Origin of the sequence: Candidatus Thalassolituus haligoni (genome assembly GCF_041222825.1) — a bacterium.
GTDB lineage: Bacteria > Pseudomonadota > Gammaproteobacteria > Pseudomonadales > Oceanobacteraceae > Oceanobacter > Oceanobacter antarcticus.
Map to the genome: position 1 here is coordinate 435,089 of NZ_CP139482.1, position 26,272 is coordinate 461,360.

General features: G+C 53.6%; 21 protein-coding genes. 12 read left to right on the top strand and 9 right to left on the bottom strand.

The features are described 5' to 3' along the window. Nucleotides 1-75 precede the first annotated feature (75 nt). The 4 genes from metK to SOJ49_RS01990 all read right to left on the bottom strand — a co-directional run bounded on the left by metK (nt 76) and on the right by SOJ49_RS01990 (nt 5,179). Complete coding sequence (gene metK / locus SOJ49_RS01975; protein WP_369856550.1) at nt 76-1,236, bottom strand: methionine adenosyltransferase; 1,161 nt, start codon at nt 1,234-1,236, stop codon at nt 76-78. Nucleotides 1,237-1,308: 72 nt separating this feature from the next. Next, a complete protein-coding gene (locus SOJ49_RS01980) occupies nt 1,309-2,316 on the bottom strand; it encodes an ArsR/SmtB family transcription factor (protein WP_369856551.1) in 1,008 nt (335 codons plus the stop codon). 66 nt (nt 2,317-2,382) lie between these two features. Next, complete coding sequence (locus SOJ49_RS01985) at nt 2,383-4,653, bottom strand: putative bifunctional diguanylate cyclase/phosphodiesterase (protein ID WP_369856552.1); 2,271 nt, start codon at nt 4,651-4,653, stop codon at nt 2,383-2,385. Continuing rightward, entirely contained in the window at nt 4,640-5,179 is a 540-nt protein-coding gene (locus tag SOJ49_RS01990) for a heme NO-binding domain-containing protein (RefSeq protein ID WP_369856553.1), read from the bottom strand. The genes SOJ49_RS01985 and SOJ49_RS01990 overlap by 14 nt, the downstream gene beginning before the upstream one ends. Before the next feature lie 418 nt (nt 5,180-5,597). Here SOJ49_RS01990 and edd point away from each other — a divergent pair, with 418 nt between their 5' ends. The 4 genes from edd (at nt 5,598) to SOJ49_RS02010 (ending at nt 12,113) form a co-directional block, all read left to right on the top strand. After that, the gene (gene edd, locus SOJ49_RS01995; protein ID WP_369856554.1) at nt 5,598-7,490 is read left to right on the top strand and encodes a phosphogluconate dehydratase; all 1,893 of its coding nucleotides are present in this window, start codon (nt 5,598-5,600) and stop codon (nt 7,488-7,490) included. Next, nucleotides 7,487-8,503: a glucokinase gene (gene glk / locus SOJ49_RS02000; protein ID WP_369856555.1), complete on the top strand. Its 1,017-nt coding sequence runs from the start codon at nt 7,487-7,489 to the stop codon at nt 8,501-8,503. Before edd ends, glk begins: the two co-directional genes overlap by 4 nt. 446 nt (nt 8,504-8,949) lie before the next feature. Continuing rightward, nucleotides 8,950-10,713: an Ig-like domain-containing protein gene (locus SOJ49_RS02005; protein WP_369856556.1), complete on the top strand. Its 1,764-nt coding sequence runs from the start codon at nt 8,950-8,952 to the stop codon at nt 10,711-10,713. Nucleotides 10,714-10,787: 74 nt separating this feature from the next. Next, nucleotides 10,788-12,113 carry a di-heme oxidoredictase family protein gene (locus tag SOJ49_RS02010; RefSeq protein ID WP_369856557.1) on the top strand — a complete coding sequence of 442 codons (1,326 nt, stop codon included), beginning with the start codon at nt 10,788-10,790 and terminating at the stop codon, nt 12,111-12,113. Between the two features lie 111 nt (nt 12,114-12,224). On the opposite strand, the gene SOJ49_RS02015 is transcribed toward SOJ49_RS02010, so the two are convergent. Next, nucleotides 12,225-12,785 carry a flavodoxin gene (locus SOJ49_RS02015; protein ID WP_369856558.1) on the bottom strand — a complete coding sequence of 187 codons (561 nt, stop codon included), beginning with the start codon at nt 12,783-12,785 and terminating at the stop codon, nt 12,225-12,227. A 222-nt stretch (nt 12,786-13,007) separates the two neighbouring features. Between SOJ49_RS02015 and SOJ49_RS02020 the strand changes: the two genes are divergently transcribed. From SOJ49_RS02020 to SOJ49_RS02030, 3 genes are read left to right on the top strand one after another with little or no spacing between them, the layout of a single operon-like run. Beyond that, the gene (locus tag SOJ49_RS02020; RefSeq protein WP_369856559.1) at nt 13,008-13,379 is read left to right on the top strand and encodes a hypothetical protein; all 372 of its coding nucleotides are present in this window, start codon (nt 13,008-13,010) and stop codon (nt 13,377-13,379) included. A 60-nt stretch (nt 13,380-13,439) separates the two neighbouring features. Continuing rightward, nucleotides 13,440-14,816, top strand: a complete 1,377-nt coding sequence (locus SOJ49_RS02025) for a class II fumarate hydratase (RefSeq protein WP_369856560.1) — start codon at nt 13,440-13,442, stop codon at nt 14,814-14,816. 25 nt (nt 14,817-14,841) lie between these two features. Further along, the gene (locus SOJ49_RS02030; protein ID WP_369856561.1) at nt 14,842-15,291 is read left to right on the top strand and encodes a hypothetical protein; all 450 of its coding nucleotides are present in this window, start codon (nt 14,842-14,844) and stop codon (nt 15,289-15,291) included. A gap of 118 nt (nt 15,292-15,409) precedes the next feature. On the opposite strand, the gene pobA is transcribed toward SOJ49_RS02030, so the two are convergent. After that, nucleotides 15,410-16,618, bottom strand: a complete 1,209-nt coding sequence (pobA, locus tag SOJ49_RS02035) for a 4-hydroxybenzoate 3-monooxygenase (protein WP_369858026.1) — start codon at nt 16,616-16,618, stop codon at nt 15,410-15,412. Nucleotides 16,619-17,079: 461 nt separating this feature from the next. Here pobA and SOJ49_RS02040 point away from each other — a divergent pair, with 461 nt between their 5' ends. Continuing rightward, nucleotides 17,080-18,165, top strand: coding sequence for a hypothetical protein (locus SOJ49_RS02040; RefSeq protein WP_369856562.1), 1,086 nt, complete (start codon nt 17,080-17,082; stop codon nt 18,163-18,165). A gap of 196 nt (nt 18,166-18,361) precedes the next feature. Here the strand turns inward: SOJ49_RS02040 and SOJ49_RS02045 are convergent, their stop codons facing one another. After that, nucleotides 18,362-19,366, bottom strand: coding sequence for a helix-turn-helix domain-containing protein (locus tag SOJ49_RS02045; RefSeq protein ID WP_369856563.1), 1,005 nt, complete (start codon nt 19,364-19,366; stop codon nt 18,362-18,364). A gap of 670 nt (nt 19,367-20,036) precedes the next feature. Between SOJ49_RS02045 and SOJ49_RS02050 the strand changes: the two genes are divergently transcribed. Genes SOJ49_RS02050 through SOJ49_RS02060 form a run of 3 tightly spaced genes read left to right on the top strand, consistent with a single transcriptional unit; the run spans nt 20,037 to nt 22,920 of the window. Further along, on the top strand, nt 20,037-21,089 hold the full coding sequence (locus tag SOJ49_RS02050; RefSeq protein ID WP_369856564.1) for a TRAP transporter substrate-binding protein: 1,053 nt from the start codon (nt 20,037-20,039) through the stop codon (nt 21,087-21,089). Continuing rightward, on the top strand, nt 21,086-21,604 hold the full coding sequence (locus tag SOJ49_RS02055) for a TRAP transporter small permease (RefSeq protein WP_369856565.1): 519 nt from the start codon (nt 21,086-21,088) through the stop codon (nt 21,602-21,604). The genes SOJ49_RS02050 and SOJ49_RS02055 overlap by 4 nt, the downstream gene beginning before the upstream one ends. Then, entirely contained in the window at nt 21,601-22,920 is a 1,320-nt protein-coding gene (locus SOJ49_RS02060; RefSeq protein WP_369856566.1) for a TRAP transporter large permease, read from the top strand. The genes SOJ49_RS02055 and SOJ49_RS02060 overlap by 4 nt, the downstream gene beginning before the upstream one ends. 146 nt (nt 22,921-23,066) lie before the next feature. Here the strand turns inward: SOJ49_RS02060 and SOJ49_RS02065 are convergent, their stop codons facing one another. Next, nucleotides 23,067-24,002, bottom strand: a complete 936-nt coding sequence (locus SOJ49_RS02065; RefSeq protein ID WP_369856567.1) for a DMT family transporter — start codon at nt 24,000-24,002, stop codon at nt 23,067-23,069. 477 nt (nt 24,003-24,479) lie between these two features. Then, a complete protein-coding gene (locus tag SOJ49_RS02070; RefSeq protein ID WP_369856568.1) occupies nt 24,480-25,412 on the bottom strand; it encodes a LysR substrate-binding domain-containing protein in 933 nt (310 codons plus the stop codon). Nucleotides 25,413-25,579: 167 nt separating this feature from the next. Here SOJ49_RS02070 and maiA point away from each other — a divergent pair, with 167 nt between their 5' ends. Continuing rightward, nucleotides 25,580-26,218 carry a maleylacetoacetate isomerase gene (gene maiA / locus SOJ49_RS02075; RefSeq protein WP_369856569.1) on the top strand — a complete coding sequence of 213 codons (639 nt, stop codon included), beginning with the start codon at nt 25,580-25,582 and terminating at the stop codon, nt 26,216-26,218. Nucleotides 26,219-26,272: the final 54 nt, after the last annotated feature.

The following is a 26,272-nucleotide window of genomic DNA, read 5'->3' on the forward strand; positions in this document are numbered from 1 at the left end:
AAGCGTGTACCACGGGATAAATGGCTTCGGTGGCACGCCACCTCCTACCTGTTTGGGTTCTGAATGCTTCGCTTTTTACAGACCGGCTGCTGCTTTCAGTGTGGCGGCCTTGTCGGTTTTTTCCCAAGTGAAGTTGGGTTCTTCACGACCGAAGTGACCGTAGGCGGCGGTGGCGCGGTAGATTGGGCGGCGCAGGTCGAGCATGTCGATGATGCCTTGCGGACGCAGGTCGAAGTGTTCGCGTACCAGTTCGGCAATTCTGTCTTCGGCAATAGTGTTAGTGCCGAAAGTATTGATGGAGATGGAAGTCGGTTCGGCTACGCCAATGGCGTAGGACACCTGGATCTCACATTTGTCTGCCAGCCCGGCGGCGACAATGTTCTTGGCGACATAGCGGCCAGCGTAGGCGGCGGAGCGGTCTACCTTGGACGGGTCTTTGCCGGAGAAAGCACCACCACCGTGACGGGCGGCACCGCCGTAGGTGTCGACGATGATTTTGCGGCCGGTCAGGCCACAGTCACCCACCGGGCCACCAATGACGAAGTTGCCGGTCGGATTAATGTGGTACAGGGTATCGGCGTGCAGCCATTCGGCGGGCAGCACCGGCTTGAGAATTTCGTCCATCACCGCTTCACGCAGGACATTCAGCGCGATGCCTTCGTCGTGCTGGGTTGACAGGACAACGGCTTCGACTGCGACGGGCATGCCGTTTTCATACCGCAGGGTGACCTGGGATTTGGCGTCCGGGCGCAACCAGTTCAGGGTGCCGTTTTTACGCAGTTCGGCCTGTTTTTCTACCAGGCGGTGAGCGTAGTAGATGGCGGCTGGCATCAATACCGGGGTTTCTTTGGTGGCGTAACCAAACATCAGCCCCTGGTCGCCAGCACCGAGGTCTTTGTTGTCGCCTTCGTCAACGCCCATGGCGATGTCGGCTGACTGCTTGCCAATGGCATTGATGACTGCACAGGATGCACCATCAAAGCCCACATCCGAGCTGTTGTAGCCAATATCGAGGATGACATCACGGATCAGGTCTTCAAGATCGACGTAGGTGCTGGTGCGAACTTCACCGGCAACGATGGCCATGCCGGTCTTGACCATGGTTTCGACAGCAACACGGGCGTAGGGGTCGTCTTTCAGAATGGCGTCCAGTACCGCATCGGAAATCTGGTCAGCCATTTTGTCTGGATGGCCTTCAGAGACCGATTCGGAGGTAAAAATGGAATATTCGCTCATGCACGGAATCCTCAATAATAACAGCAGAGCAGTCGTCTGCTCTTACAGGGTTGTTGGGTGTCACCTGATCAATCAGGCGCGATAAAACAATCGGAACTGGATCTGGAATCCATTCCGCAAGCCTAGGTACTGGCTCTGGCCTTCGCTCAAGCCGGATTCGACCGCCCAGGCGGTCAGGTCATCCGGTTCAAAACCGAGCCAGAGATCCCCGCAGGATTCTCGTGCCCAGGCTTGTTGGTGCCGACACAGGTCGGTCACCAGAAAACAGCCATCGTCGGTCAGCAAGCGGGCGACGTCGGTAAAGATCGTTTTGGGAGCCGGTACGTGATGCAGCACCATATTGGCGACCACCAAATCGAACTGGTGGCGGTGGCTCCCGCGAATGTCACTGCTATCGCCCAGCAGGCACGACACGTTGTCGAGCTGTTGCTGGTGAATACGATGCTGCGCCTTTTGCAGCATCGGGGCTGAAATATCCAGCGCCAGTACGGTGTCAAACCGGCTGGCCAATGCGGCTAAAAACGCGCCTTCGCCTGGACCAATTTCCAATGCCTGCCGGGTTGGAATATCCATGGTTGCAATCAGTCGTTCCAACGGTGCGCCATATTGGTCGTAGGACGCAATCAGGTCTTGCTGTTGCTTGAACGCTTCGGCGTTGCGGGCAAAAAATTCGGCACAGGCGGCAGCGCGGTTGGCCAGTACTCGCTGCAGGCGTTGCTCGACCTCGTTGTTCTGCGGGTCATCCAGTGCGTCCAGCGTAACCAGTGTGGCGCTCAGCCATTGTGTCCAGAGGCCGTGACCGGCCAGTAGAGGGCGGCGATAAAAAATACTGTTGCCTTCCCGTTGGCTGCTGACCAATTGTGCCTGGGCCAGAATTTTCAGGTGATGGCTCATGCTGGATTGCTTGGTGTCAAACAGCTCGCACAGTTCCAGTACGCCAAATGAGCCTCGCCCCAGTAACTGCACAATGGCCAGGCGCAGTGGATCTCCCAGAGCCTTGCAGGCGTGTGCCAGCTGCTCGGCAGACAATCTGGCGCTGGCCGCTGCTGTCGTAGTGTGTATCGTCGTAATGGGTGTCATGGGGCGGTATAGTAACAGCTTGGTTTTCTATATCAATATTTTTCAATATAGAAGATAGAGGATTGCTCAGTGGTTTGCCATGTCAGCATGTAGTGCTTGCAGAAAGTCTTCAAACGGCATCGGGCGGCCGAACAGAAATCCTTGATACAGTTCGACGTTGAGGTTTTTTAACAGCTGCCATTGTTCGACGGTTTCAACGCCTTCAGCGACGATGTGCATGTCGAGGTCGTGGCTCATTTGGATAATGGCTTTGAGAATTTTCAGGGCCCTGTCGTTAGCATCGGCATCAATAATAAAGCTGCGGTCGATTTTGACGGTATCCAGCGGTAAGTCTCTCAAGTAGCTCAACGAGGAGTAGCCAGTGCCAAAATCGTCAATGGCGAGACGAAATCCGAGGCTGCGCAAGCGATGCATAATCGCAGCAGGATCACTTTCCGGCTGCATAAACACTGATTCGGTAATTTCCAGCTCGACTCGGGAGGGATTGACACCGGCCTGCTGGCATTGAATGACAAGTTTGTCGGCCAGGTGACTGTCGAGTAATTGCCAGCCGGACAGGTTAATCGCGATATGCAGCTCTGGATTGATGGCCGTGACGGCAGCGGCGTATTGGCAACCATGGCGCAGTACGGCTTCGGCAAAGCTGGCATTCAGGCCGCCTTGTTCTATCAGCGGAATAAACACGGCGGGTGATATGTTGCCCGACGTCGCCGAGTGCCAGCGGGCGAGCATTTCGCCACCAATGATTCGCCGTTCAGTATTGAATTTGGGTTGCACATAAAATGTCAGCTGATCCTGTTCGATCGCTTGTGCCAACTCCGACATCAGACTGGCCCGATGGCTGGTTTGTTGGCCAAGGCCATCGGTATAGGCCTGGATGCGGTTTTTCCCCTGCACTTTGGCTTCGAACATGGCAGTGTCGGCGTGGCGGATCAATTCGGCAGCATCGGTTCCGGGTTGGCAGGTTTCGGCAATACCGATACTGGCTGACAGGCGGATGCTGCTGCCGCCAAGGTCGATCGGCTCGCGTATCGCGTCCATAATAGCCGTAGGCAACGAATCCGGTTGGTTGACAGGCGGCCACCAGGCAATGACAAATTCATCGCCGCCCCAGCGGGAAACCAGTCCATCGGCAGGTGCCAGTCGTTGCATGCGATGCGCCTGTGTTACCAATAGAACGTCGGCGGCAATATGGCCAAATTCGTCATTAACGGCTTTGAAGCCGTCAAGGTCGAGAAACATAACCCGTAGCGGTTGCTGGGTGGTTACTTGCTGCAGCATTGAGGTGACGACTTCGTTCAAGGTGCCACGGTTGGCGAGGTTGGTCAGGCTGTCGTGCTGGGTCATATGTTGCAGCGCGCAATCAGCCCGCTTGCGTTCACTCATGTCGCGCAGCGTGACGATGCTGTAATGATGGCGGGCGTCATCTGGCTGGAAATGGGAAAGCGACACTTCCAGGGGTAACGCCGGCATAAAATCCGCATGCATGGTGGACCGGAATGTCTGGTTACCCTGTGCTGCAGGGGAGCGGTCAGCTACTTCATCGGCACAGATAAAGTCGTTTAATGATCGCTGTCCGACGCTGCCTTCTGTGAGTCGGAATAGTGAGTAAAAGGCTTGGTTGGCCTCAATAATACTGCCGTGGTGATCGATAATCAGCATGGCATCGAGGGTGCTGGAAAAGGCCCGCGCCATCAGCCGGAACGATTCCTGCATGTGATGATGGTTGGTGACGTCTCGAACGGTTCCGGTAATACGGGAAGGGAAGCCTTCCTTATCGTGTTCTACGACGCGTCCCCGACAATGAAGCCAGCACCAGGACTCTGGATTATCGATGCTCTGGTTGTTTTTGTGGCTGTCCGGATGTGGCGATTGGGCCAAAGCGATGGCATCTTCCCGGCTCTGGATGCGGGTTGGGCAGGAAGGTGGCCGGTAGCGCACGACAATATCCAGGGTATTGATACTGTCAGATAGAAGCAGGTGCCAGTTGGTGCGCAAGGTTTCCTGGTCATCTGGGTGCACCCGGCGTATGACCTGGCCGGTATTACCCCAGCTGCGGGTCGCATTGGCGGCATCTTCTGGAAAGCCCTGCAGTTCGTAAATCTGATGTTCGGCATCCCAGTCCCAGATGGATTCATTACCCGCCCACAGTGCCAGTTCCAGTTTGTGACGGTCACGGGCACCCAGTTGCAGGGCTTCGTACAACTCGACCGACTTTTCTGTCAGTAAACGCTCGGCTTCTTTACGAGCGGCACGTTCCCGTTGTATCCGGCGTTCCAGCACAGCGGCCGGATCCGAAAGGGTTGGTGCCTCGACGTTGAGATCAGATTTGGACACGGAATACGGTAGCATCGTTGGAGCCAGGATCAGGTTGCTGGCTGATGATCAGTTGCTGGTGGCCAAAATAGTTTCCTGCGCCTTCGATCAGCCCAATAGCCAGTGGCTCCAGATGATTTTTGGATCGATATTCCAGCTCCATACAGTCTCTTGATTGGGACATTACCCGGAAAGTCGGCAGCGTGGCTTCCGAGTAAAGCTTGAGTACTTCTTTATGAATATCGTTATCGAGTGTCGCCAGCAGGTCAAACAAGGAGTGCTTGTTGGCCAATAGTTCAGCATGGCTGCGGGTAAATGAGTTGAACAAATAACGACCGAAGGCTTGTACCAGATCGGGAACCGGAGTGCCGGTTTTTTCGGATAACAGCGTTACCAGCGACAGGATTTCTTCGGCATTATAATAGCCAACCGCAGTGTAGGCCCCGCCATTCGGAAGATTGGCGGCCGTCAGAATTTCATCTGCCAGCTCTGGCGAGAAAGTATCTTCGACCATTTCTACCAGTTCGGTAAAAATCATGCCCAGCATCGGTCTGGCTCCCATCGGTTAGATATAGCGAAAACTATAGGACTGTGGCGACCATTCTGCCAGTTCCGAACGCTAATTTTTCTGCCTGGGTAACGGATGAATTCGCCAGGCTGCCCCGTTTGGCGTGGTGATCCTGTGCTGGCCCGCCAGCATGCGATGATCCGCCATTAAAATGAAAAATTCGATAATACCCATCGCCAGCGGTAAAAATCACTAACATCCTTACTGCCAGAATGTGCTAATACGGGTGAATGGGCGCTTTGTGAATATGTCAGCGGTTTGTCTTGAACACAGCGGCCAGCTAGCGGGTGTCGTGGGTGTTTGAGGATCCAGCAACGTGCTTTAATCGAATCAAACCAGTCTGAAAGACAGGCCGCAGACAACTACAACAATTTAATGAACCGTTTTTGGAGGCGTTATGCATCCCGTCGTTGAGCAGGTAACCCAGCGCATTATCAAGCGTAGCCAATCCACTCGTCGTGCCTATCTGTTACAAATGAAAGCGGCCGAAGAGCAGGGCGTACATCGGGGAACCTTGTCCTGTGGCAACCTGGCACATGGTTTTGCCGCTTGTAACCCGCACGACAAGGATGTGCTGAAAATGGTCAACCAGGTCAATGTGGCCATGGTGTCGGCCTACAACGACATGTTGTCTGCTCACCAGCCATTTGAGTCCTATCCGAATCAGATTCGTGAAGCAATTCGCGACGTCGGCTCGGTGGCCCAATTTGCCGGTGGTGTGCCAGCCATGTGCGACGGTGTGACCCAGGGCCAGCCGGGTATGGAATTGTCGCTGTTCAGTCGCGACGTGATTGCCATGGCGACGGCGGTGTCACTGTCGCACAACATGTTTGATGCTGCTCTCTACCTTGGCGTGTGTGACAAAATTGTGCCGGGCTTGCTAATGGGGGCGCTGCGCTTTGGCCATTTGCCCACCGTGTTTGTTCCGGCTGGGCCAATGCCATCCGGCTTGCCAAACAAGGAAAAAGCCCGCATTCGCCAGGAGTACGCTCAAGGTAAAATTGGCCGTGATGAATTGCTGCAATGCGAGTCGGATTCTTACCACAGCGCTGGCACCTGTACGTTTTATGGCACGGCCAACTCCAACCAGATGATGGTCGAGATGATGGGTTTGCACTTGCCGGGGTCTTCTTTCGTGAATCCGGGCACCGAATTGCGTGAACAACTGACTCGCTACGCGGCGCAACAAGCGGTGCGCCTGACCGCCCAAAACGGCCGGTTTACGCCGATGTACGAAATCGTTGACGAAAAATCCCTGGTGAACGGTATCGTGGCTTTGCTGGCCACTGGCGGTTCCACCAACCACACCATGCACATTATTGCCATTGCGGCGGCGGCCGGGGTGATTATTGACTGGCAGGATTTTTCTGATTTGTCTGACGTCGTGCCCCTGATTGCCCGTGTTTATCCCAACGGCGAAGCTGATATCAACCATTTCCACGCAGCAGGTGGTGTGGGTTATATCGTCCGTGAATTGCTGGGTGCCGGTTACCTGCACAACGACGTGATGACGATTATGGGGCACGGTTTGTCCCTTTATACCCAAGAGCCATTCCTGCAAGACGGCAAACTGGTCTGGCGTGAAGGCACGGCAACCTCGCTCGACGATAAGGTTCTGCGTCCTGCCTCTGCTCCGTTCTCAACCAACGGCGGGCTGAAATTATTACGTGGCAACCTCGGTCGTGGGGTGATCAAAGTATCTGCTGTGGCCGAAGAACACCGGGTGGTTGAAGCGCCCGCCATCGTCTTTAACGACCAGGATGACCTCGCCGATGCCTTCAAGCGCGGCGAGCTGGAAAAAGATTTTATTGCGGTAGTGCGCTATCAGGGGCCAAACGCCATTGGTATGCCGGAGCTGCACAAACTCACGCCCTATCTGGGCACCCTGCAAGACAAGGGATTCAAGGTCGCGCTGGTCACTGATGGCCGTATGTCCGGTGCCTCCGGTAAAGTCCCGGCGGCTATTCATGTGTGGCCTGAAGCACGCCTGGGCGGGCCGCTGGCCTGTGTGCAAGACGGCGACATCATTCGGTTGAATGCGAGCACTGGCGAGCTGCAGCTGTTGGCTGACAACGCCAGCTGGTTGCAGCGCCCGGCGTCAGAACCCGCCGTGGTTAAGCAACACAGCCTGGGTATGGGGCGTGAATTGTTTGGCCCAATGCGCAGCCAGGTGAATGAAGCCGAGCGCGGCGCAACGGTATTCAGCTTTATAACCGATGCCGACCTGGTGCCACAGCAACTGCTTGGTGACAGTTCCGAAGCTGGCCGTAATTCCGAGATCGAAGCATGACTCGAGCCGTCAGCAGTAGTGGAGTAACAGCCGTTCAGGGAGAGCGGGTGCTAGTGGGAGACATTGGTGGCACTAACGCCCGTTTTGCCCTGGTGAAGCCCGGTACGGTTGAACTGACCAATATTGTCACGCTGGCTACCGCTGACTTTCCCGGTATCGAAGCGGCGATTCATTGTTACGCCGAACAGGTAGGAGCAAGCGGTATTTACCGGGCTTGTCTGGCGCTGGCTTGTCCGGTTGATGGCGACGATATCGATATGACCAACAATCACTGGTTGTTCCGCCGTCAGCAGCTGATGAACCATCTGGGGCTGAAGCAGCTCAAACTGGTGAACGACTTCACTGCCATGGCATTAGGCATGCTTCACCTGCAACCTCATGAACTGCTTGACGTCCATCGTGGTGATTCCGGTCTTTATTCAGCGGAACGTGCCGCCCGGTTGGTGATTGGCCCCGGCACCGGCCTCGGGGTCTCTGGCCTGATGCCTGTTCGCGATGGCTGGGTGCCGCTGTCTGGGGAAGGGGGTCATGTCAGCTTTGCGCCGACCAATGCGGAAGAAAGCGCTATCCTGCAAGGCCTGCAAAAACGCTACGCTCGGGTATCGGTGGAACGTATTTTGTCTGGTCAGGGCCTGCTGGAACTGTATCAGGTGATGGCCGATATCGAAGGTTTGGCGGCGGTGTGTCGCAGCCCGGTGGCAATCACCGCTCAGGCACAAGCAGACGAGCACTCGTTAGGTCGCCGCGCCCTGAACCGTTTTTTTGCCATACTGGGTGCGGTCACCGGAGATCAGGCACTCACTCTGGGTGCCCGTGGGGGAGTGTACGTGTGTGGTGGTATTTTGCCACGAGTGCACGACCTGTTCCTGGCCAGTGGCTTCCACGCCGCCATGGTCAACAAGGGACGTTTTGCTCAATACTTGGCCGATGTGCCGGTATGGCTTTGTCTCGCCGAAAACCCCGGCCTGCTCGGTGCGGCGGCGGCACTGGATAACGACGAAGTACGTGGTTAAGCAGCAGAGTAAATCCCTTTCCCTTCGTGACCAATTTGTCCAGCGGGTGTAGTCAAACCTGATCGCCAGGTACATGACTGCCTCGAAATAACGGCGATTAAAAATCGATTCAACATGTTCATTTAGCACTTATAAACTCGCTTCCTGCGTCACTTTAACGCCTGCATCCCTGTGGGCGTGCGCATTATCGTCGATTGTTGCCTTGTTCTTTCGTCGCGCGCTACATTTTTAGCGGCCCTTTTTTACTATTGCACCACCCATCTCTCAGTTTGAGTCTGAATAAGCGAAGCGTATTTACCGGGGTAGTTGTTGGCGATTGGCTCGGGCGTCAGAGTTTCTCATTTCAAATCTTAAATCAAATGATAATGATTTGTATTAAAAAGTAAAGAGAGGTACGATTGCGTTTTCCATTCTGATGATAAATCAATCAATATTGGAGGGACGTAATGAATCGTCTTTATTACCCGGTTTTTCTGGCCTCTCTGGCACTGGCAGGCTGTGGGTCAGATTCCGACTCCAGCTCACCGCAGGACACCGAACAACCTGAAGTGTTTAATATCACACCAGCTGATCAGTCCAATGTGTCTTCTGCTGCAATTACGATTGAAGGCAATATGACGGATAACGAGGCTATCCGCTCGGTCTCCGTGCTTTATGGCGGGCAAACAATGGCTGCCGCTTTTGATGGTGACCGTTTTTCTGCTGACCTGACCCTGACCGAGGGTGAAAACCGGGTGGAAATCACCGCCACGGACACTGCGGGTAATGCCCATACAGACATTCGCACGATCGTTCTCGATACTCAGCCCCCGGAGCTGACATTCGTCTTTCCGTCCAGTGGCCATGCAACCCAGGCACTCACCACCACCGTGCGTATTGATGCTGCCGATAATCAGTCGGTAGCTTCGGTGAGCGTGGTAATGGACGATCAGACCGTGATTGCGGAAGAGGTCGATGGCCAGTATCTGGCCCGTATGGTGATGGTTCCGGGCAGCAATAGTTATCAGGTGACGGCAACCGATATGGCGGGTAACAGCACCTCGGCAACCCATACGGCCTATTTGGGTAAGCAGGTGATGGGCGGTAATGCTCACTCTGGTGCCATTCGCCCGGATGGCACCTACACCTGGGGTCGTAATAATTATGGCCAAACGGGGCTCGGTTTTGTCTCAGATCCGAGTAAAGACCTGAATATTGATGAGCATCCGTTTGCACCGCTCAGAATGACCGTGGAACCGAGCTTTATTTCTCTGGCATTTGGTCAGAATACCTCCGCTGCATTGGCAGACGACGGCACGGTATGGACTTGGGGCAATGGTGGTGATGGCCAGTTGGGACAAGGGCTAACCGGCTCCGATACGCTGAATGAAGATGATTCCTCTATACCACTTCAGGTCATCGGTATCACCGATGCCGTTGCCGTAACGCGAGGGTATAACCAGACGCTGGTTTTGCATCAGGACGGCACTGTATCGGCCTATGGCAATAATCGGTATGGCCAGCTGGGTGATGGCACAACGGCAGATCGGGATATAGCGGTCAAGCCGAATGTCAGTAATATCGTTCAGATTGCGTCGGGGGCTTCTTTTTCCTTGGCCGTTGATCGTGATGGCCGGGTCTGGAGTTGGGGGCAAAATAACTCTGGCCAATTGGGGCTGGGAACTGAAGATACAGATGCTCATCCGACCCCCATGGAAGTCAGTATTGACGAACCCATCGAAGCGGTTGTAGCAGGCAAAGGCCATGTTCTGGCCATTGCCCGCAGCGGTGTGGTGTATGGTTGGGGACTGAATTACAGCAGCCAGATCGGCTTGTACGATAGTGATAATGAAGACCCTGAATGGCCTCGAGAAGTAACCAGTCCCAAAAAACTGCCCTGGTTTGATGATGCGGTAGCTGTCTGGGCCAATGGTAACCAGAGCTTTGCCGAACGTCAGGATGGCCTGGTGTACCCGTGGGGACAAAATATGCTCGGAACATTAGGGCTGGAACAGGATGGTGATGTGACATTCCCATCGTCGTCAGTGTTCGGCTTCGATCAGGTCGTGGATCTCGGTAATGGTGCCTTGCACACCATTGGAATGCGTCAGGATGGCAGTGTGTTCTCCTGGGGATGGAGTTTTCAGGGCTCGCTTGGCGGTGGCGACGGTACCATCGACCGTTGGACGTATAGGGTGCCAACCCTGGTGATGTCCTCTATTCAGCCATGACAATACGATTATTCCCGACAAACCGGAATCAGGTGGTCGCCCGATGGGCGGCCATTTTGTTCGTTGGCTTGGCCGTGACAGGCTTTAGTGGCTGTGGTTCCGAGCAGCCGTCTCGAAACAGTGATACGGTCGCAGTCACACCTCCCGAGCAATCAGAGCCACGGGAGTGGCAAGCGGTGGGTGGCAGTGCAACGGTGGCATTCAGGGACGATATGGCCTTTCTGCAATTTATACCAGATCTGGATCTTGGCTCAGCTCCGACAGTTTCCCAGGGGCGAGAGCTGTTTGTTGCCAACTGGACCGCTGCGCCAGGTAGCCGGACGCTGCTCGATGGATTGGGGCCGTTGTTTATCGCTGATGCCTGTGCGGATTGTCATCTCGTCTCTGGCCGTGCCGCCAGCCTGAATGACGATGGCACAACCTCCCCCGGTATTTTGTTCCGGCTTGGTACTGCGGATGGACAGCCAGACACTCGTTTGGGTGGCCAGCTGCAAACGGCAGCGACAGTCGATGTGCCAGAAGGACGGGTTACCTGGCAGGATATTGGCTTGGGGCGCCCACAATTTCAGTTGTCTGAGACTGACCAATTACTGGACGATGGCGTCCATCTTGGGCCTCGCCTGTCACCACAGTTGACCGGTGTCGGCCTGTTACAACAGATACCGGAAGCCCAGATTCTGGAGTGGCACGACCCGGACGATCAGGATCAGGACGGAATCTCCGGCCGCGCACATTGGATCGAGCGTGAAGGCGTTAGCTGTGTTGGTCGATTTGGCTGGAAGGCAATGCAATGCACATTGCGTGGTCAGAGCGCTGCGGCCCTGCATCAGGACATGGGGCTGACAACAGCGCTTAATCCGGCAGAACCCTGTACCGCATACCAGTCGATTTGCGCGGATCAGCCTAGCGGCGGTGACCCGGAAGTCTCATTGGACAGTCTGAATGCCATTAATGACTTTCTGACGCTGCTGGCGGTGTATGAACGCCGAATTACCGACCAGACGCAATTTGATCTTGGTGCCGACCTGTTCGAGCAAATTGGCTGCGACAACTGTCATCGCCCGATGCTGACCACCGGCAACCAGTCACTGTTCGAGACGCTGAATCAGCAAACGATCTATGCCTATACCGACTTGCTGTTACACGATATGGGCGCTGAATTGAGCGATGGTGTACAGGAGGGGAACGCCAATGGCCGCGAATGGAAAACGCCACCACTGTGGGGGCTGGGGCTGATAGAAGGTATCGGAAATTCACGGTTTTTGCATGATGGGCGTGCCCGGACACTGCCAGAGGCGATTCAATGGCATGGCGGGGAATCGTCAGCGTCGCGTGAAGCCTGGGAGATATTAGCCGAGGAAGATCAACAGGCTCTGTTGGTTTTCTTGAGAGGGATATAGCCGGTCACAAGTGAGCACCGGGAGAGCACTGAGACGGGACAGCAAATGGGTCGCCAGCAGGGGAAAAAATTTCCCCTCTGGCTCGCTATTAGGGTCTGTTCAGCCTGCTGCTTATCCGGCTTCGGCCATATCATCAGCCCATTGACGGTGTTCGCTCACAATCTGACTGACCCAACGATTAACCCGCTCGTCGGTGAGTTCGAATTGCTGGTCTTCATCAATCGCCAGTCCGCAGAACAACCTGCCGTCTTCCAGCGTCGCCAGCGAGGCATCAAATTCATAGCCACTGGTGGGCCAGTAACCCACAAACTGAGCGCCAGAGTGCTTTAAATGATTGTACAGCCAGCCCATGGCATCCACAAAATAGTCACCGTAGCCAAATTGGTCGCCAAGTCCGTAGAGCGCAATCACTTGCCGAGTTAAATCCAGCGGTTGCAAAGCGCTTTCAAAATCGTCCCAGTCGCCTTGAATACCGCCAAAATCCCAGGTGGGAATCCCCAGAATCAATAAATCGTAGTGGCTGAACTGCTCCGGGCTGGTGTCGCTGATGTTGTGAATGTCGGCCTCGATATCATATTGCTTGAGCTGTTCGGAAATGCGGTTGGCAATGTCTTCCGTGTTGCCGGTGTCGGTACCGAAAATAATACCGGTGCGGATCGTGTGGTTGCTCATAGTGGCTTTCTCGCTGCAGATTCAGAACTTTGATAGTCCGATGATGGATATTGGGTTGACGTTTTATTAAATGCTAATCATTATCATTAATAAATCAACCATGGATTCATCATTCTTTGTTCCTGTTTGCCAATCCTGCTGCCGTTAAACTGTCACTGGACTGCCGTTGGGCAAGGGAACTCACCAGCGGACATCTGTCCGAACCCGCTACAGGAGCACGTAATGGCCAGTCAACAAGCAATGGATAACTACCTGGATCTGATCGCTATGCGCCATGCCGTGCGATATGGAGAGCAACCCGATAGCCCACACTGTATTCAGCGTTGGCTGGTGCTGGAAGAGCTGGTTTTTCCGCGTAGCTGCAACTGTGTCAGACGGCGGATCTACCGGCGTGAGTACGATTTGTTGCTGGAAGCCATTGCTGATGAACTGGTGCCAGAGAGCTGGAGGCAGCTGTGTATGGATTACAGCCATCATCCGTTGAATGGCCTGTCGTCGATTGCGACCAAGCCACATCAGCGCCGTTCGGTGAATCGGTTGCAGTGGCAGTTACGTACGATTGCCAGTTATAGCCTGGAGTATTCGGCGGGTTGACGGGTAATGTCATCCGTCAGCGAAGCCTGATTAGTCGAGCCATAAGCAGAGGAGAACAGCATGAGTTTTCGTACCGTTAAAGACAGTATGGGTGAATTGCAAGTGCCGGAAGAGGCACTTTGGGGAGCGCAGACCCAGCGGGCAATCAATAACTTCCCGATCAGTGGCCGCAGCCTGCCTGCACCCTTTGTGATTTCTTTGCTGCTGGCCAAGTCGGCTGCCGCCAGAGCCAATAGTCAGTTGGGTATGCTGGAAACCGAGGTGGCAGAAGCGATAGTCGCGGCCGTTGATCAATTGCTGGCAGATGATGACTTGATGACGCACTTCCCGGTGGATGTGTTCCAGACTGGCTCGGGCACCAGTACCAATATGAACGCCAACGAAGTCATTGCGACCCTCGCCAGCCGATCACTGGGGCGGGAAGTGAGTGCCAACGACCACGTTAACTGCGGGCAAAGCAGCAACGATATTATTCCGAGCACCATCCACATCAGTGCGGCGGTGACTCTCAGTGACGAATTGATCCCGGCGCTGGATCACCTGCAGCGGGTGATTCGAGAAAAGGCCACCACCGTGGACGGTTGTATCAAAACCGGACGTACTCATCTGATGGACGCCATGCCCATCCGTCTGAGCCAGAGTCTGGGAGCCTGGGCTGAGCAAATTCGCAGTTGTCGCAAGAATCTGGATCATCAGCTGACCCAGTTATTACGCCTGGCTCAAGGTGGCACGGCGGTGGGTACCGGGATTAATGCCCACCCGGAATTTGCCGAGTTGTTTAATCATGAGTTGAGCAAGCTGACCGGCTTGCCGTTTCAGCCTGGCCCGGATCTGTTTATGCTGATCAGCTCTCAAGATGTGGCGGTGCAAACCTCGGGGTCGTTAAAAACCCTGGCAGTGGCCCTAATGAAAATCGCTAATGATTTACGCTGGATGAATTCTGGCCCTCTGGCGGGATTAGGAGAAATTGAGCTGGAAGCCTTGCAACCGGGATCATCGATCATGCCTGGCAAGGTAAATCCGGTGATACCGGAAGCAACGGCTATGGTCGCGGCGCAGATCATCGGTAACGATACCGCGATCACCATCGGTGGCCAGTCAGGCAATTTTGAGCTGAATGTGATGTTGCCGCTGATTGCGTTTAATTTGTTGGGCAGTATTGAGCTGGCGACCAATGCATCACAGTTGTTGGCCGACAAGGCCATCGCTACTTTTACGGTCAATAAAGCCAACTTGCAGCAGGCACTGGCACGTAATCCGATTTTGGTGACGGCGCTGAATCCGATAGTGGGTTACATGAAAGCGGCCGACATTGCCAAACAAGCCTATCATGAAAAACGGCCGGTACTGGATGTTGCGGATGAGCGAACCAATCTCTCACGTGAGGAGCTGGAACGCTTGCTCGATCCGGCCAAGCTGACACAAGGAGGCATCTGATTGTCTCTCACCACGGGAGGATATGATGGCTAGGGTATCCTGCTATCACCTGGCCGGGTTGGACATGCCGGCTGGCTGGTGCGACTGGATTGAATCCGGGCGCAGGGCATTACTGGCCGGGAATCCGCAGCAAGCTTGCGACGACTTTCATCAGGCATTAAATCTTGGTTACGCCGAACTTGACGCTGGCCCTGAACGCTTGTCAGAGCAGTCATTACTGGCGGTGGTTACACCGTTACTGAACCTGGTGGATGCGTACCTGGAAGCGGGACGAGCCGAAATGGCACTGGTCAAATTGAGCCGCTGTGCTGAACTGGTCGCGGCCCATCTGCTCGAGGCCAGCACACCAACCCAGCGTGTGAATGTGTCTTTGGCAAGAGATCTGCTGTTGCTGGAATGGCCCGTGCTGGAGCAGCGTTTATGTCGCATGCGGCCACATTTGGGGTCTTTTTTTGCCGCTCCGGTCTGGCACTAATCGCCGCTGACCATTTCCGCTGCAATACCGTAGAGAATAAGAGTCCTTAAAAAAACAAGAAGCAGGCCAAACCTGCTTCTTGTTTACCTGTGGTTGTGGCTATTGCGGACTCATGCAGTTACTTCAGATCTTCGTAAGGCAGGCCGACGTATTGCTCGGCAATGACTTTGCGACCGTTCTCGGAGCCCAGATAGTAGTTCAATTCGGATTCCATAAAACGCTTGTACATCAGTGGTTCCATGTTGTTACCACCGGAGAGGTCGTCGCCAAAGTCGTGCATCATGCTGGTCATCCACCAGCTGAAACGCTCACCGTTCCACACTCGACGCAGGGCAATGTCAGAGTACTGGCTGATACACTCCTTATCGCCTTCCTTGTAAACGCGGGTCATGATCTTGAAGAGCGTCGCGACATCCGAGGCCGCCAGGTTCAGGCCTTTGGCTCCGGTTGGCGGCACAATGTGGGCGGCATCGCCGACCAGAAACAGGTTGCCATATTGCATGGGTTCACAAACGAACGAACGCAGGGGGGCGATGCTTTTTTCGATGCTCGGGCCGGTCTCCATGGTGGCCGCTACGTCCGCTGGCAGACGCTTTTTCAGCTCATCCCAGAAACGTTCATCGCTCCAGTCTTCGATTTTGTCGGTTAATGGCACCTGCAAGTAGTAGCGTGAGCGGGTGGCAGAACGCTGGCTCGCCAGGGCAAAACCATGATCGCTCATGGCATAAATCAATTCGTGGTTGCAGGGTGGTACATCGGCCATAAAGCCGAGCCAGCCGAATGGATACACCCGTTCGTGTTCGGTGCGGATCTCGGCAGGAATGGTCTGGCGCGACACGCCGTGGAAGCCGTCGCAGCCAGCAACGTAGTCGCAGTCGAGGCGGTATTCTTCACCGTCGTGGACAAACGTGACGTAGGGTTTGTCGCTCTTAACCTCATGCGGGGTTACTTTTTCAGCGTTGTAATAGGTTGGCAGTTCAGCTGCCTGACGCGCATCCATCAGGTCGCGGGTGATTTCGACCTGGCCATAACACATGACGGTGTCGCCACCGGTCAGTGTTTTCAGGTCGATGCGGGTACGTTCACCGTTCATCGACAGTTCGAAACCTTCGTGTACATGGCCTTCGTTGTCCATCCGCTCCGCTACACCGGCTTCTCGCGCCAGATCAACAAAACCCTGTTCCAGAATACCGGCGCGGATTCGGCCCAGAATATAGTCGCCGTCGACGCGATCCAGAATAACGTTGGAAATACCCTGTGTGTTCAGCAGCTGACCTAGCAGCAAGCCGGATGGGCCTGAACCAATAATGGCTACCTGAGTTGTTATAGTTTTCATGTTTGCCTCGGCTGAGTGGTGTCTGGTATCCATTCCATGATGAGCAAATTCGATCTGATTCTGAATGGAGGATAGCGGCTATCGCTGGTACTTTTTCTGCAAAGGATAAATAGTCAGCTAGGTGTGGATAGCTGCCCGCCTGTTTTGCAACAGGCATCTGCCGAGGTGGGAAGAAATAGTGCGAACAGGTGCTGGGTTGTTGTTGAACAAAAAGCAACCAGCTGTGACCATGAATCGACGGGATAAATCTCTGGTATCTCAAAAAGTTATGGAAATGTGTAACAATTCTATGGATTTTTACACATAGCGTATGTCGTTTTCAATATATGTACAGCCTTTCTTCTGGTGCTGTACGACACTTGTGTGGCTGAATTAACCGGCGGTCGTTTCACAGGAGAGCAACCGTTGGACTACTGTTATAAGACCAAAACAATAAATAAAAAGGCGTAAAAATGAAGAAGCATACACTGGCTCTGGCCATTGCATCATCCGTTCTTGCATCCGCTGCTGGTGCAGGTCAGGTCGCTGAAATGAATGGCGTCAAATACAGCGTGGGTGGCTACATCAAGGCCGAGGGCGTATTCAATCGTCCGGATGCTGATGCAGCCAACGGCGTAACTAACACTTTTGATGCGACCGCCCGTCAGTCTCGTTTGAACTTCAAGACCGAACGTGAAGTCGATGGCCACAAGATCTCTACCTTTATCGAAGGTGACTTCTACGGTGGTTATTTTAACTCCGCTACTTACAATTGGCGTTTGCGTCACGCCTATATGCAAATTGACAAGGTAACCCTTGGTCAGACTTGGAATGGTGCGTTCTTCGCTACTGCACCAATGGACGCGGCCCAGATCAACTTCTGGGGCCCTGGCCTGGGTACTATCAGTGGTAACGGCGGTACTGTCCGTTCGAACCTGGTGATGCATTACACCTCGGGTCCAATCCGTATCAGCTTGCAGGATCCGGTTAACACAGGTGCTGGCTTCCCGGATATGGTGGCTGCCTATACCCAGCGTTTTGAAGGTGGTTCTGGCTTTACCGTAGCGGCTGTCGGCCGCGATGTCGCTCAGGGTGACGGTTCCAATAACGACCGTGAAAACTCTGTTTTTGGTGGCGGTGCTTCGTTTGCCGGTAAGCTGGGTCTGGGTGACGTGACGCTGTACGGCAGTGCCTACACAGGTAAGGGCTTGGGTGTGTTCTCAGGCTTTGGTGTGAATGGTGCCTACGGTGGTCCGAAAAACTCCGATGCTCAGGATGGCGAGCTGGTACAGCAAACCGGCTACACCGCAGCGGTTGCATACAAGTTTGACACCAAGACGACAGCGACTATTCGTATGGCCCACATCGGCGTTGACGACACGGCAGACAGTGAGTTGAATGCCATGAATGCCAACGTGATCTACAATTACACCAAAGGTCTGGATCTGGGTATCGAATTCCGCAAGCAGGATGTTGATACATTGAATAACACCTCAACGCTGCCGAACCTGCGTCCGAAAGGCAAGCAGCTGGAAGTGATGGCAATCTACAAGTTCTGATCATGCCTGGTTTGGATAGCACCTGTCGTGGTGTGCTATCCGGCCTGACTGTGGCAGTACCTGATAGGTTCGCTTGATATTGTTGTTCTGCAAGCAGGGTTGCGACAGCTCTCCCTGTGACAACAAGAAAAACCGGGTTCGCCCGGTTTTTTTGTGGCTGTCGTTCTGGGACGATGTCTGTCGATGATCGACGAGGTCAGCTTGTGGCCTGTTGCTGGCGCCGCTTGCGTAATGTATCCGACGGTGATTCGCCGTAGCGTTCCCGGTAATAGGCGGAAAAACGGCTGAGATTGGTAAAGCCGTAACGTGTAGCGATATGAGTGATGTTGTGTTCCGGGTGCTGCTGAATATTGGCGTACGCCGCTTCGAGTTTACAATTGCGAATAAAAACAGAGGGTGTAACCCCCAGCTCACGATTAAACAGGTTGTAGAGTGTTTTTACACTGACCTTGCATACCGCAGCAATTTCTCGGACATCAAAGTCTTCCGTGATGTGTTGTATTACCCGATGTCGCACCTGTTCTATTTGTGGGTGCTTACTGACCTGTGCCAGACCTGGTTGCACCACTCGGGTGGTAAAACTGTTCATCAGGGCATCGTACAGCAGTTGCTCGTAGCACTGGCGGGTTGCCTCGGTGATGGGCCTGGTCGCTGAGGCCCACATGGAACGAATAATATGGTAAAGCGCCTCAGGCAAGACAGCGCCGGTTTCCGGGAGCAGAAAGTCGATTTCCATACTGGAATGAGCGCAGCCCATGACAACCGCAGCATTCAGTAACTCTTGCTGCGGAATGGATAGTGTCGTGACATGACAATCCGCCTGATAACAAACCGGCAGTTTGTCACCCGGGTTCAGCAATAACACTGCGCCGGGGGTGAGTTGTTGTTGCCCTGTCAGGGTGTGATAGTCACAACTGCCGCTCATTACCAGTAGTAAAAAATAGCTGTCCTCGCTGGTATGGCAGACCAGTGGGGTCTCGTGAGCAAAATGCAGCTCGGAAAGCATCAGCTTGCCGAACAAGTTGCGGTCGTTTCGAAACAGTGTCGGAGTGTCCGCAAGGGGATTACTTTCGGCCGGACGAATAAAAAGGGCAGTACCTGCGCGATTTTCCATGCGCCATTCCAGCTGGGGCTTGCTCACTCGCTCAGGGCTAGGTACCAGTGCCAGGGAAGCTGAAATGGATAGCGATGCGTCAGGCATGGATTTCCTCTATTACCGTTTTGGGTGAGTCCCTTTGATTGTCATCAGCTTGCTGGTACTTAAATGACATGCTTGTCGTCGGACTCATTCTTGAGCTGGCGCTGAAGTGCGTGGCCAGTATTCTTTTTCTGCATGGAAGTATGCCTGTAACGTATTTGCTCGTGCTACCAAACTGCCATTCCAATTTCATCAGTAGGCTATTTGTTTTTGCTATAGCAAAGAGCAAGGATTGGGGCAGAATGTGATTTTATTTACTATAGTCAGTGAAGCAGTTCTTATTGCTATCGCAAGTGCTGGAAGGGTTCTTTTGTCGCAAAAAAACTGCTTTTGCTGGGCTTTTCTGGGCATCAGACCCATCTGGCGATGGCGCTTGGAACGTGACTTTATAGCTGGATTGGCATGTATCTATGCAAAAAACGAATGGTTCCTATGCTTATTTAATTACCAGCAAGGCGGCTGGGATGCTAGCTTGCGGTTGTCGATTCTAATTGCTGTTTTGCTGCCTTGGATTTCCAGTGGCCAGTGACTGTGCTGGTGGTAATTCAGGTGAATCACTTCAATACAAAAAAGTCTGTTGAAACTTATAACAGTTCTTAGGTTGCATGATTTTGCCTTCGGGGATTTTGCCGCTGGCAAAGTCTGACCGATAAAAATAACAAGGTGTAAAACAATGAAATTGAAAAACCTGTTCCTGACGCTAAGCCTTACTGTCGCAGGTATGGCTGCATTGAACACCCAGGCTGCTGAACCTGAATTTACCTTTAAGCTGCATCACTTTCTGACCCCGTTGTCCGCCACTCATCAAAAAATGATGGTGCCGTGGGCAGACAAGGTGATGGCAGAGTCTCATGGTCGTATCAAGATCGATATCTATCCTGCCATGCAGCTGGGTGGCAAGCCTCCGCAGTTGTTTGATCAGGCGCGTAAAGGCGTCGCCGATATCGTCTGGACGGTAGGTGGTTATACACCGGGTCGTTTCCCGAAAGCCGGTGCCTTTGAACTGCCGTTCATGCCCGCCAGTGCGGAAGCAACCAGTATGGCGCTGCAAGAATACGCTGAGACTGAAATGCAGGATGAGCTGAGCGATGTGCACCTGCTGGCCATTCATACCCACGCACCCGGTGCATTGCACTCGCGTACCAAGCTGATCAAGAACGCAGCGGATATGGAAGGCCTGAAGATGCGAGCGCCGAACAAGGCGATGGCCGAAGCTTTCGGTATTATGGGCGGCTCACCGGTCTTTATGCCAGTACCCGCTTTGCCTAGCGCCTTGTCCAAAGGCGTGGTTGATGTTGCCGTGATGCCGTTTGAAGTGGTTAACCCGCTGAAAATCCAGCAGTTGGCACCGAACCATACCGAGATCAAGGGTGAGCGCGGTTTGTATACTCAGTTCTTTCTGTTTGCTATGAACAAAAAAGCTTACGAGCAGTTACCCGCTGACCTGCAAAAGGTGATCGACAACAATTCAGGTATCGATGAAGCGCGTCGACTGGGCCATGAAATGGATCTGGCCGAACTGCCAGGGTATGCCGCGTCACACGCAGAAAATAACCCTTTCTACACCCTGACTCCGGAAGAAACTGCAAACTGGAAGCGCATGATGCAACCAGTGACCGACGACTGGATTGCGGATATGACGGATGATGGCAAGGATGGTGCGGCGCTGTATCAGAAAGCCGTTAATCTGATTACGAAATACGAGAAGGTTGTTAGTGGATCATGACTGAAGTAGCCCTGAATCAGCCTGTCTGGCTGGAACAGGTGCGTATCGGTATAGCATGGCTGTCCCGCCAGTTTGCACTGGTGGGCGGTTTTCTGATGCTGGTACTGGCAACCATGACGGTTATCAGTATCACCGGTCGCGCTCTGTTTGGTACCGCAATTGAAGGCGATTACGAATTGGTGGAAGCCGGTCTTGGAATCACCGTCTTTTTGTTTTTACCGGAAGGCCACCGTGCTAATGGTCATGTCGTTGTTGATATTTTCACCAATAATCTGGCACCCCGCTGGGTGGCGTTGCTGGAGACCATCGGTGAGGCTTTTTTCTTTGTGGTGTCGGTGGTGCTGATTTGGCAACTGACCTTGGGTGGACTGGATGCCTACGACTACATGGAACAGAGCATGATTCTTGAACTGCCGTTATGGATCGTTTTTGTGCCCGGTGTGTTGTCATCTGTCCTGGTTGCCCTGACGAGTCTTGATCGTGTAGTTACCTTTGTTCGTGGAGCCGGGAAATGACCAATGTAGAACTGGCGTTTGCCATGATTGTATTGCTGATGCTGCTGATGGCGATGCGTATTCCTATTGCACTGTCGATGATGGCTTGTGGCGCTTTGGGTTACGGTCTGCTGGCCGGGCCAGACTCCGTTTTGAATTATATGGGGACAGTGCCGGTCTCCAAGTTTTCTACTTTTGACCTGTCGGTTGTGCCGCTGTTTTTGCTGATGGGTGAGTTGGCCACACGTGCCGGTATTACGCGTGAATTGTTCCGTACCTGTAACGTCTGGGTGGGGCAATTGAAAGGCGGTTTGGCGATGGCGTCCATTTCCGGCTGTGCTGCATTCGGTGCTATTTGTGGTTCGTCGCTGGCAACTGCATCGACCATGGGCAAGGTTGCCCTGCCTGAGATGAAAGCCAATAACTATCAGGCCGGTCTGGCAGCCGGAGCGCTGGCAGCAGGTGGTACGTTGGGTATTCTGATTCCACCGTCCATGGTGCTGATTATTTTTGCGGTTCTGACCGAACAAAACATCGCCAAAATGTTTATTGCGGCATTTGTGCCGGGCTTTATGGCGGCGTTTGGCTACATGCTGGCGATTGCCATTTATGTTCGCTGGAAGCCAGAATCCGGTCCTGCTGGCCCAAAGACCACCTGGGCTGAGAAGTTTCGTTCCACCAAAGACGTCTGGCATATTTCCGTTATCTTCCTGATTGTACTGGGTGGTATTTATGCGGGTATCTTTACGCCAACAGAAGCGGCTTCGGTGGGGGTTTTTCTGACCGCGATACTGGCCTTTACCCACGGCAAGATGCGGCTGGCGGATTTCCGTGAAAGTATCCTCAAGACAGCGGTATCGACGGCGATGATTTTTTTCATCCTGTTGGGTGCCGATTTGTTCAGTGTTTTTATTGCCCTGACCCAGCTGCCATCCATTGGCGCTGATATGATTCTGGCAGCTGACCTGTCTCCGTATCTGGTACTGGCGATCATGCTGGTTACTTACCTGGTGTTGGGGTGTTTTATGGACAGTCTGGCGATGATTCTGCTGACCATTCCCATCTATTATCCGATCATTGCCGTTATGGATTTTGGTATGTCGGCGGAAGACCTGGGGATCTGGTTCGGTATTATTGCGTTGGTTGTTGTTGAAGTGGGGCTGATTACGCCACCGGTTGGCATGAACGTCTTTATCATCAAATCCTTTGACAAGGATTTGCAGCTGACAGAAGCGTTCAAGGGCGTTATCCCGTTTCTGATGTCGGATATTCTGCGTGTCATCCTGATGATTATCTTCCCTGGCATCACGCTCTGGGCAGTACATCTGCTGAACTGACCGTTGTTCCTGTCTTGCCTACCGACAGACGCATCATCCGGTGCGTCTGTCGGTTTGTGTTAACTGTTTCGCTTTCAAACCCATACTTGCCTCCCTGTTTTACTTCCTCCGTCTCTTGCTCTTCTCCCGTTAAACCCTGCTCTCCGTTAAAGCTGCACCGCATCACGATGTCGTCGAGACCACAAATATCGGATCAGGCTGGGTAAACTCAATCCTGCAATAGCGATAGCAATGCCGGTGACCTGAATAGCGGAAAGCTGCTCGCCCATCGCCACGGCAATCAGGGCTGCCGATACCGGCACAAGGTTAAAAAACATCGAGGCGCTGGCCGCGCCAATAGCCTTCACTCCCTGAATCCAGAACAGGTAGGCCACCACAGATCCAAACACGCTGATATGGAGTATTTGCAACAGGTTGGTGTGCGTCATTAACTGCAATTCTTCCCAGGGATGCACTTGCCTGATGACCAGACCATAAAAGCTGACTGCGAGCCATCCGGCTGTCATGGTCACCAGGGTAAACGGCACGGGTGATAACCAGTGATTGACCCGTTGAGAGGCAATGGTAAAGGCGGCCCAACACAACATGCCGCCAGCAATCAGCAAGTCGCCCTGATTGATGCCGTGTTGCAGCAGGGCAATGACATCACCGTTGGTAATGACCAGAGTGACACCGGTCAGACCAATCAGCAGGCTGATCCACTGCTGGATGGAAAGCCAGCGACGAGCCAGTGCGGCGGCGGCGATGGACGTGACCAATGGACTGAGTGCCATGATCAAGGCACCGTTGGTGGCTTCGGTATAGGGCAGTCCTTCGTACAGCGCCAGATTGAAGCCACCGACACCCAGCACGCCCAGCGCCGCCAGAATCAGGTATTGCGACCAACGCAGCGATGGCCAGGGTTTTCTCTGTACGATCAAGTAAACGATGACACAGGCAATCGCGATCAGAAACCGCCACATCAACAGCGACAGGCCGGATATTGAGTGCAGCAGGATTTTTGAGATGGGAAACACACTGCCCCAACAGATCACGCAAATCAGCAGCATGACAATCGGGGTCGCACGGGATGAGGAATGCATAAAAGGGCCTGGACCAAAAGAATGGCACCAGCTTATTGATTCTTCTGGTGATTGATAGATCTGTTTTTAGCAAGCATTGTTGCAAGCCGGAAAGTGTTGGGTTGGAGGCCAGGGGGCGTTCTCAATTATTTGACCCTGACCCTGACCCTGACCCTGACCCTGACCCTGACCCTGACCCTGACCCTGACCCTTGGGGCTGAGGCCTCTTGCTTCCAGTGCGGCGTTATTCGTCACTTGTTTGGCGCGCTCCTCATGCTTTGTTCTGAAACCAACGGGCTCTCATCAGGCTCGGTTTAATCATTAAAAACGTTCCCTAGGAGTCTGTCGGGCTTAGGGCTGCTCTACTGCGGAAAAGCTGAATCTGGCTCTTTTTTGAGCAAATTCTGGTTAAATAGAACCACTATTCACCTCAAATTTGCGCAAACATCGCTCAAACCAGTCTTTCCCTCGCGACGAACGCCTAAGTCCGACAGGCTCCTAGCCCAATTCGTCGGCGACCCGTTCGGCTTCGTTGCGGAAACAAGCCAGCAGCAGGTCGATCATATCGTCCTGGCTGTCTTCATCACGCCAGCACATGCCAACGCTCCCGCCGGACTGCTCAATATCCATCGCCAGCGGCACAACCAAGCCCCGTTCTTCAAAATGCATGGCCACCCGTTCGGAGCTGATCGACAGCATATCGCTGTATTTGATCATCCAGAGGTTGGCGATCTGTGAAGCCGATTCAATCCGTAATGGCGCCGGTTTTTGGCCTGCGGCGGTGAGGGCGGCGTCGAGTTTGCTGCGGATGGGGGTGCCGTCGGGCCAGACGATCCAGTCGTACTGGTAAAGGTCTTCCCAGGTCAGGTTGCTTTTCCGGGTGAGTGGGTGACCTGGGCGGGCGACAACACGCAGCCTTTCATTATAGAGAATGGCACTGCCAATGACTGGACGTGGCCGGTAGTTGTCCATCCGGCCGACCACCAGGTCGAGCTTGCCCAATTCCAGTTTGGCCAACATTTCGTTCATGGTGCTTTCTTCCACCCGGATACGGGCATTCGGATTACTTTTGAGAAAACGCATTATGGCGGCAGGAACAAAACTTGGCGCGGACGCCGGGGAGGTGCCAATGGAGAGAATACGGTTGCCGCCCTGCATTAACGAATGCAGGTTCTGCTCCGTACGTTCCACTTCCGACAGCATGCGCCGGGCATGACTGACCATCAGACTGCCCAGTGGGGTGGGCCGCAGCCCGCGTGAATGGCGATCAAACAGCGGTGCGCCAATATCCTCTTCCAGTTCTTTCAGCCATTTCGACAACCCTGGTTGGGTGGTGTGGGAAGTGCGGGCTACATCACTCAGGCTGCCACTCTCTGATAGTTCAATCAGCAGGCTCAGGTGTTTTAATCGTAATTGCCGCGTCCAGCTCAAAGTATCTCTCTCAAGGTATCTCTCAAGGTATATATCTCAGGTTATGGCTCTATCTGAAACTATCATTATTCGATCTACCAAGGCTCGTCAATAATCTTTTTAACAGTTTGAGAGATGCCACGGTTTGCCTGACGCCGTGTCATGGCCGCAACCGGAGATAACTATAAATGCAGCTCTACAGTTTTTTTAACAGCTCCACCTCATACCGGGTACGGATCGCACTGGCATTAAAAGACCTGGATTTTGAATATCAGGGTGTGAATATTCGTATTGGTGCGCAATTTGCCGCCGAGTATGTGGCAAAAAACCCTAACAAAAGTGTACCTTTGCTGATCGACAACGACGGCACTCAGGTTACCCAGTCTCTCGCCATTCTCAGTTACCTTGATGAAAAATACCCTCAGTCGCGGCTGATTCCTGCGGATCTGGTGGCGAAAACCAGAGTGCTGGAAGTCGCCAATGCGATTGCCTGCGATATGCACCCGTTGAACAACCTGCGCATTCTGGGCTATCTGAGCAAAGAGCTGGGGGTGAGCGAGGAACAGAAAAAAGCCTGGTACAACCACTGGGTGGTGGAAGGGTTTGACGCAGTAGAAGCGCTGCTGGCGAGATATGGTCATGGCCGCTGTTGTTTTGGTGATGAACCGACTCTGGCCGATGTCTGCCTGATTCCGCAAGTCGCCAATGCCCAGCGTTTTGGCTGTGATCTGAGTGCCTACACACGGATACTGGCGATTTACCAATACTGCCAGACGCTACCGGCGTTCCAGCAGGCGGCTCCGGCGAATCAGCCGGACAGCCAATAATATAAATGTCTGACCAATAACAAAAGACCCCGACGCCAGTGGCGTTGCACAAGT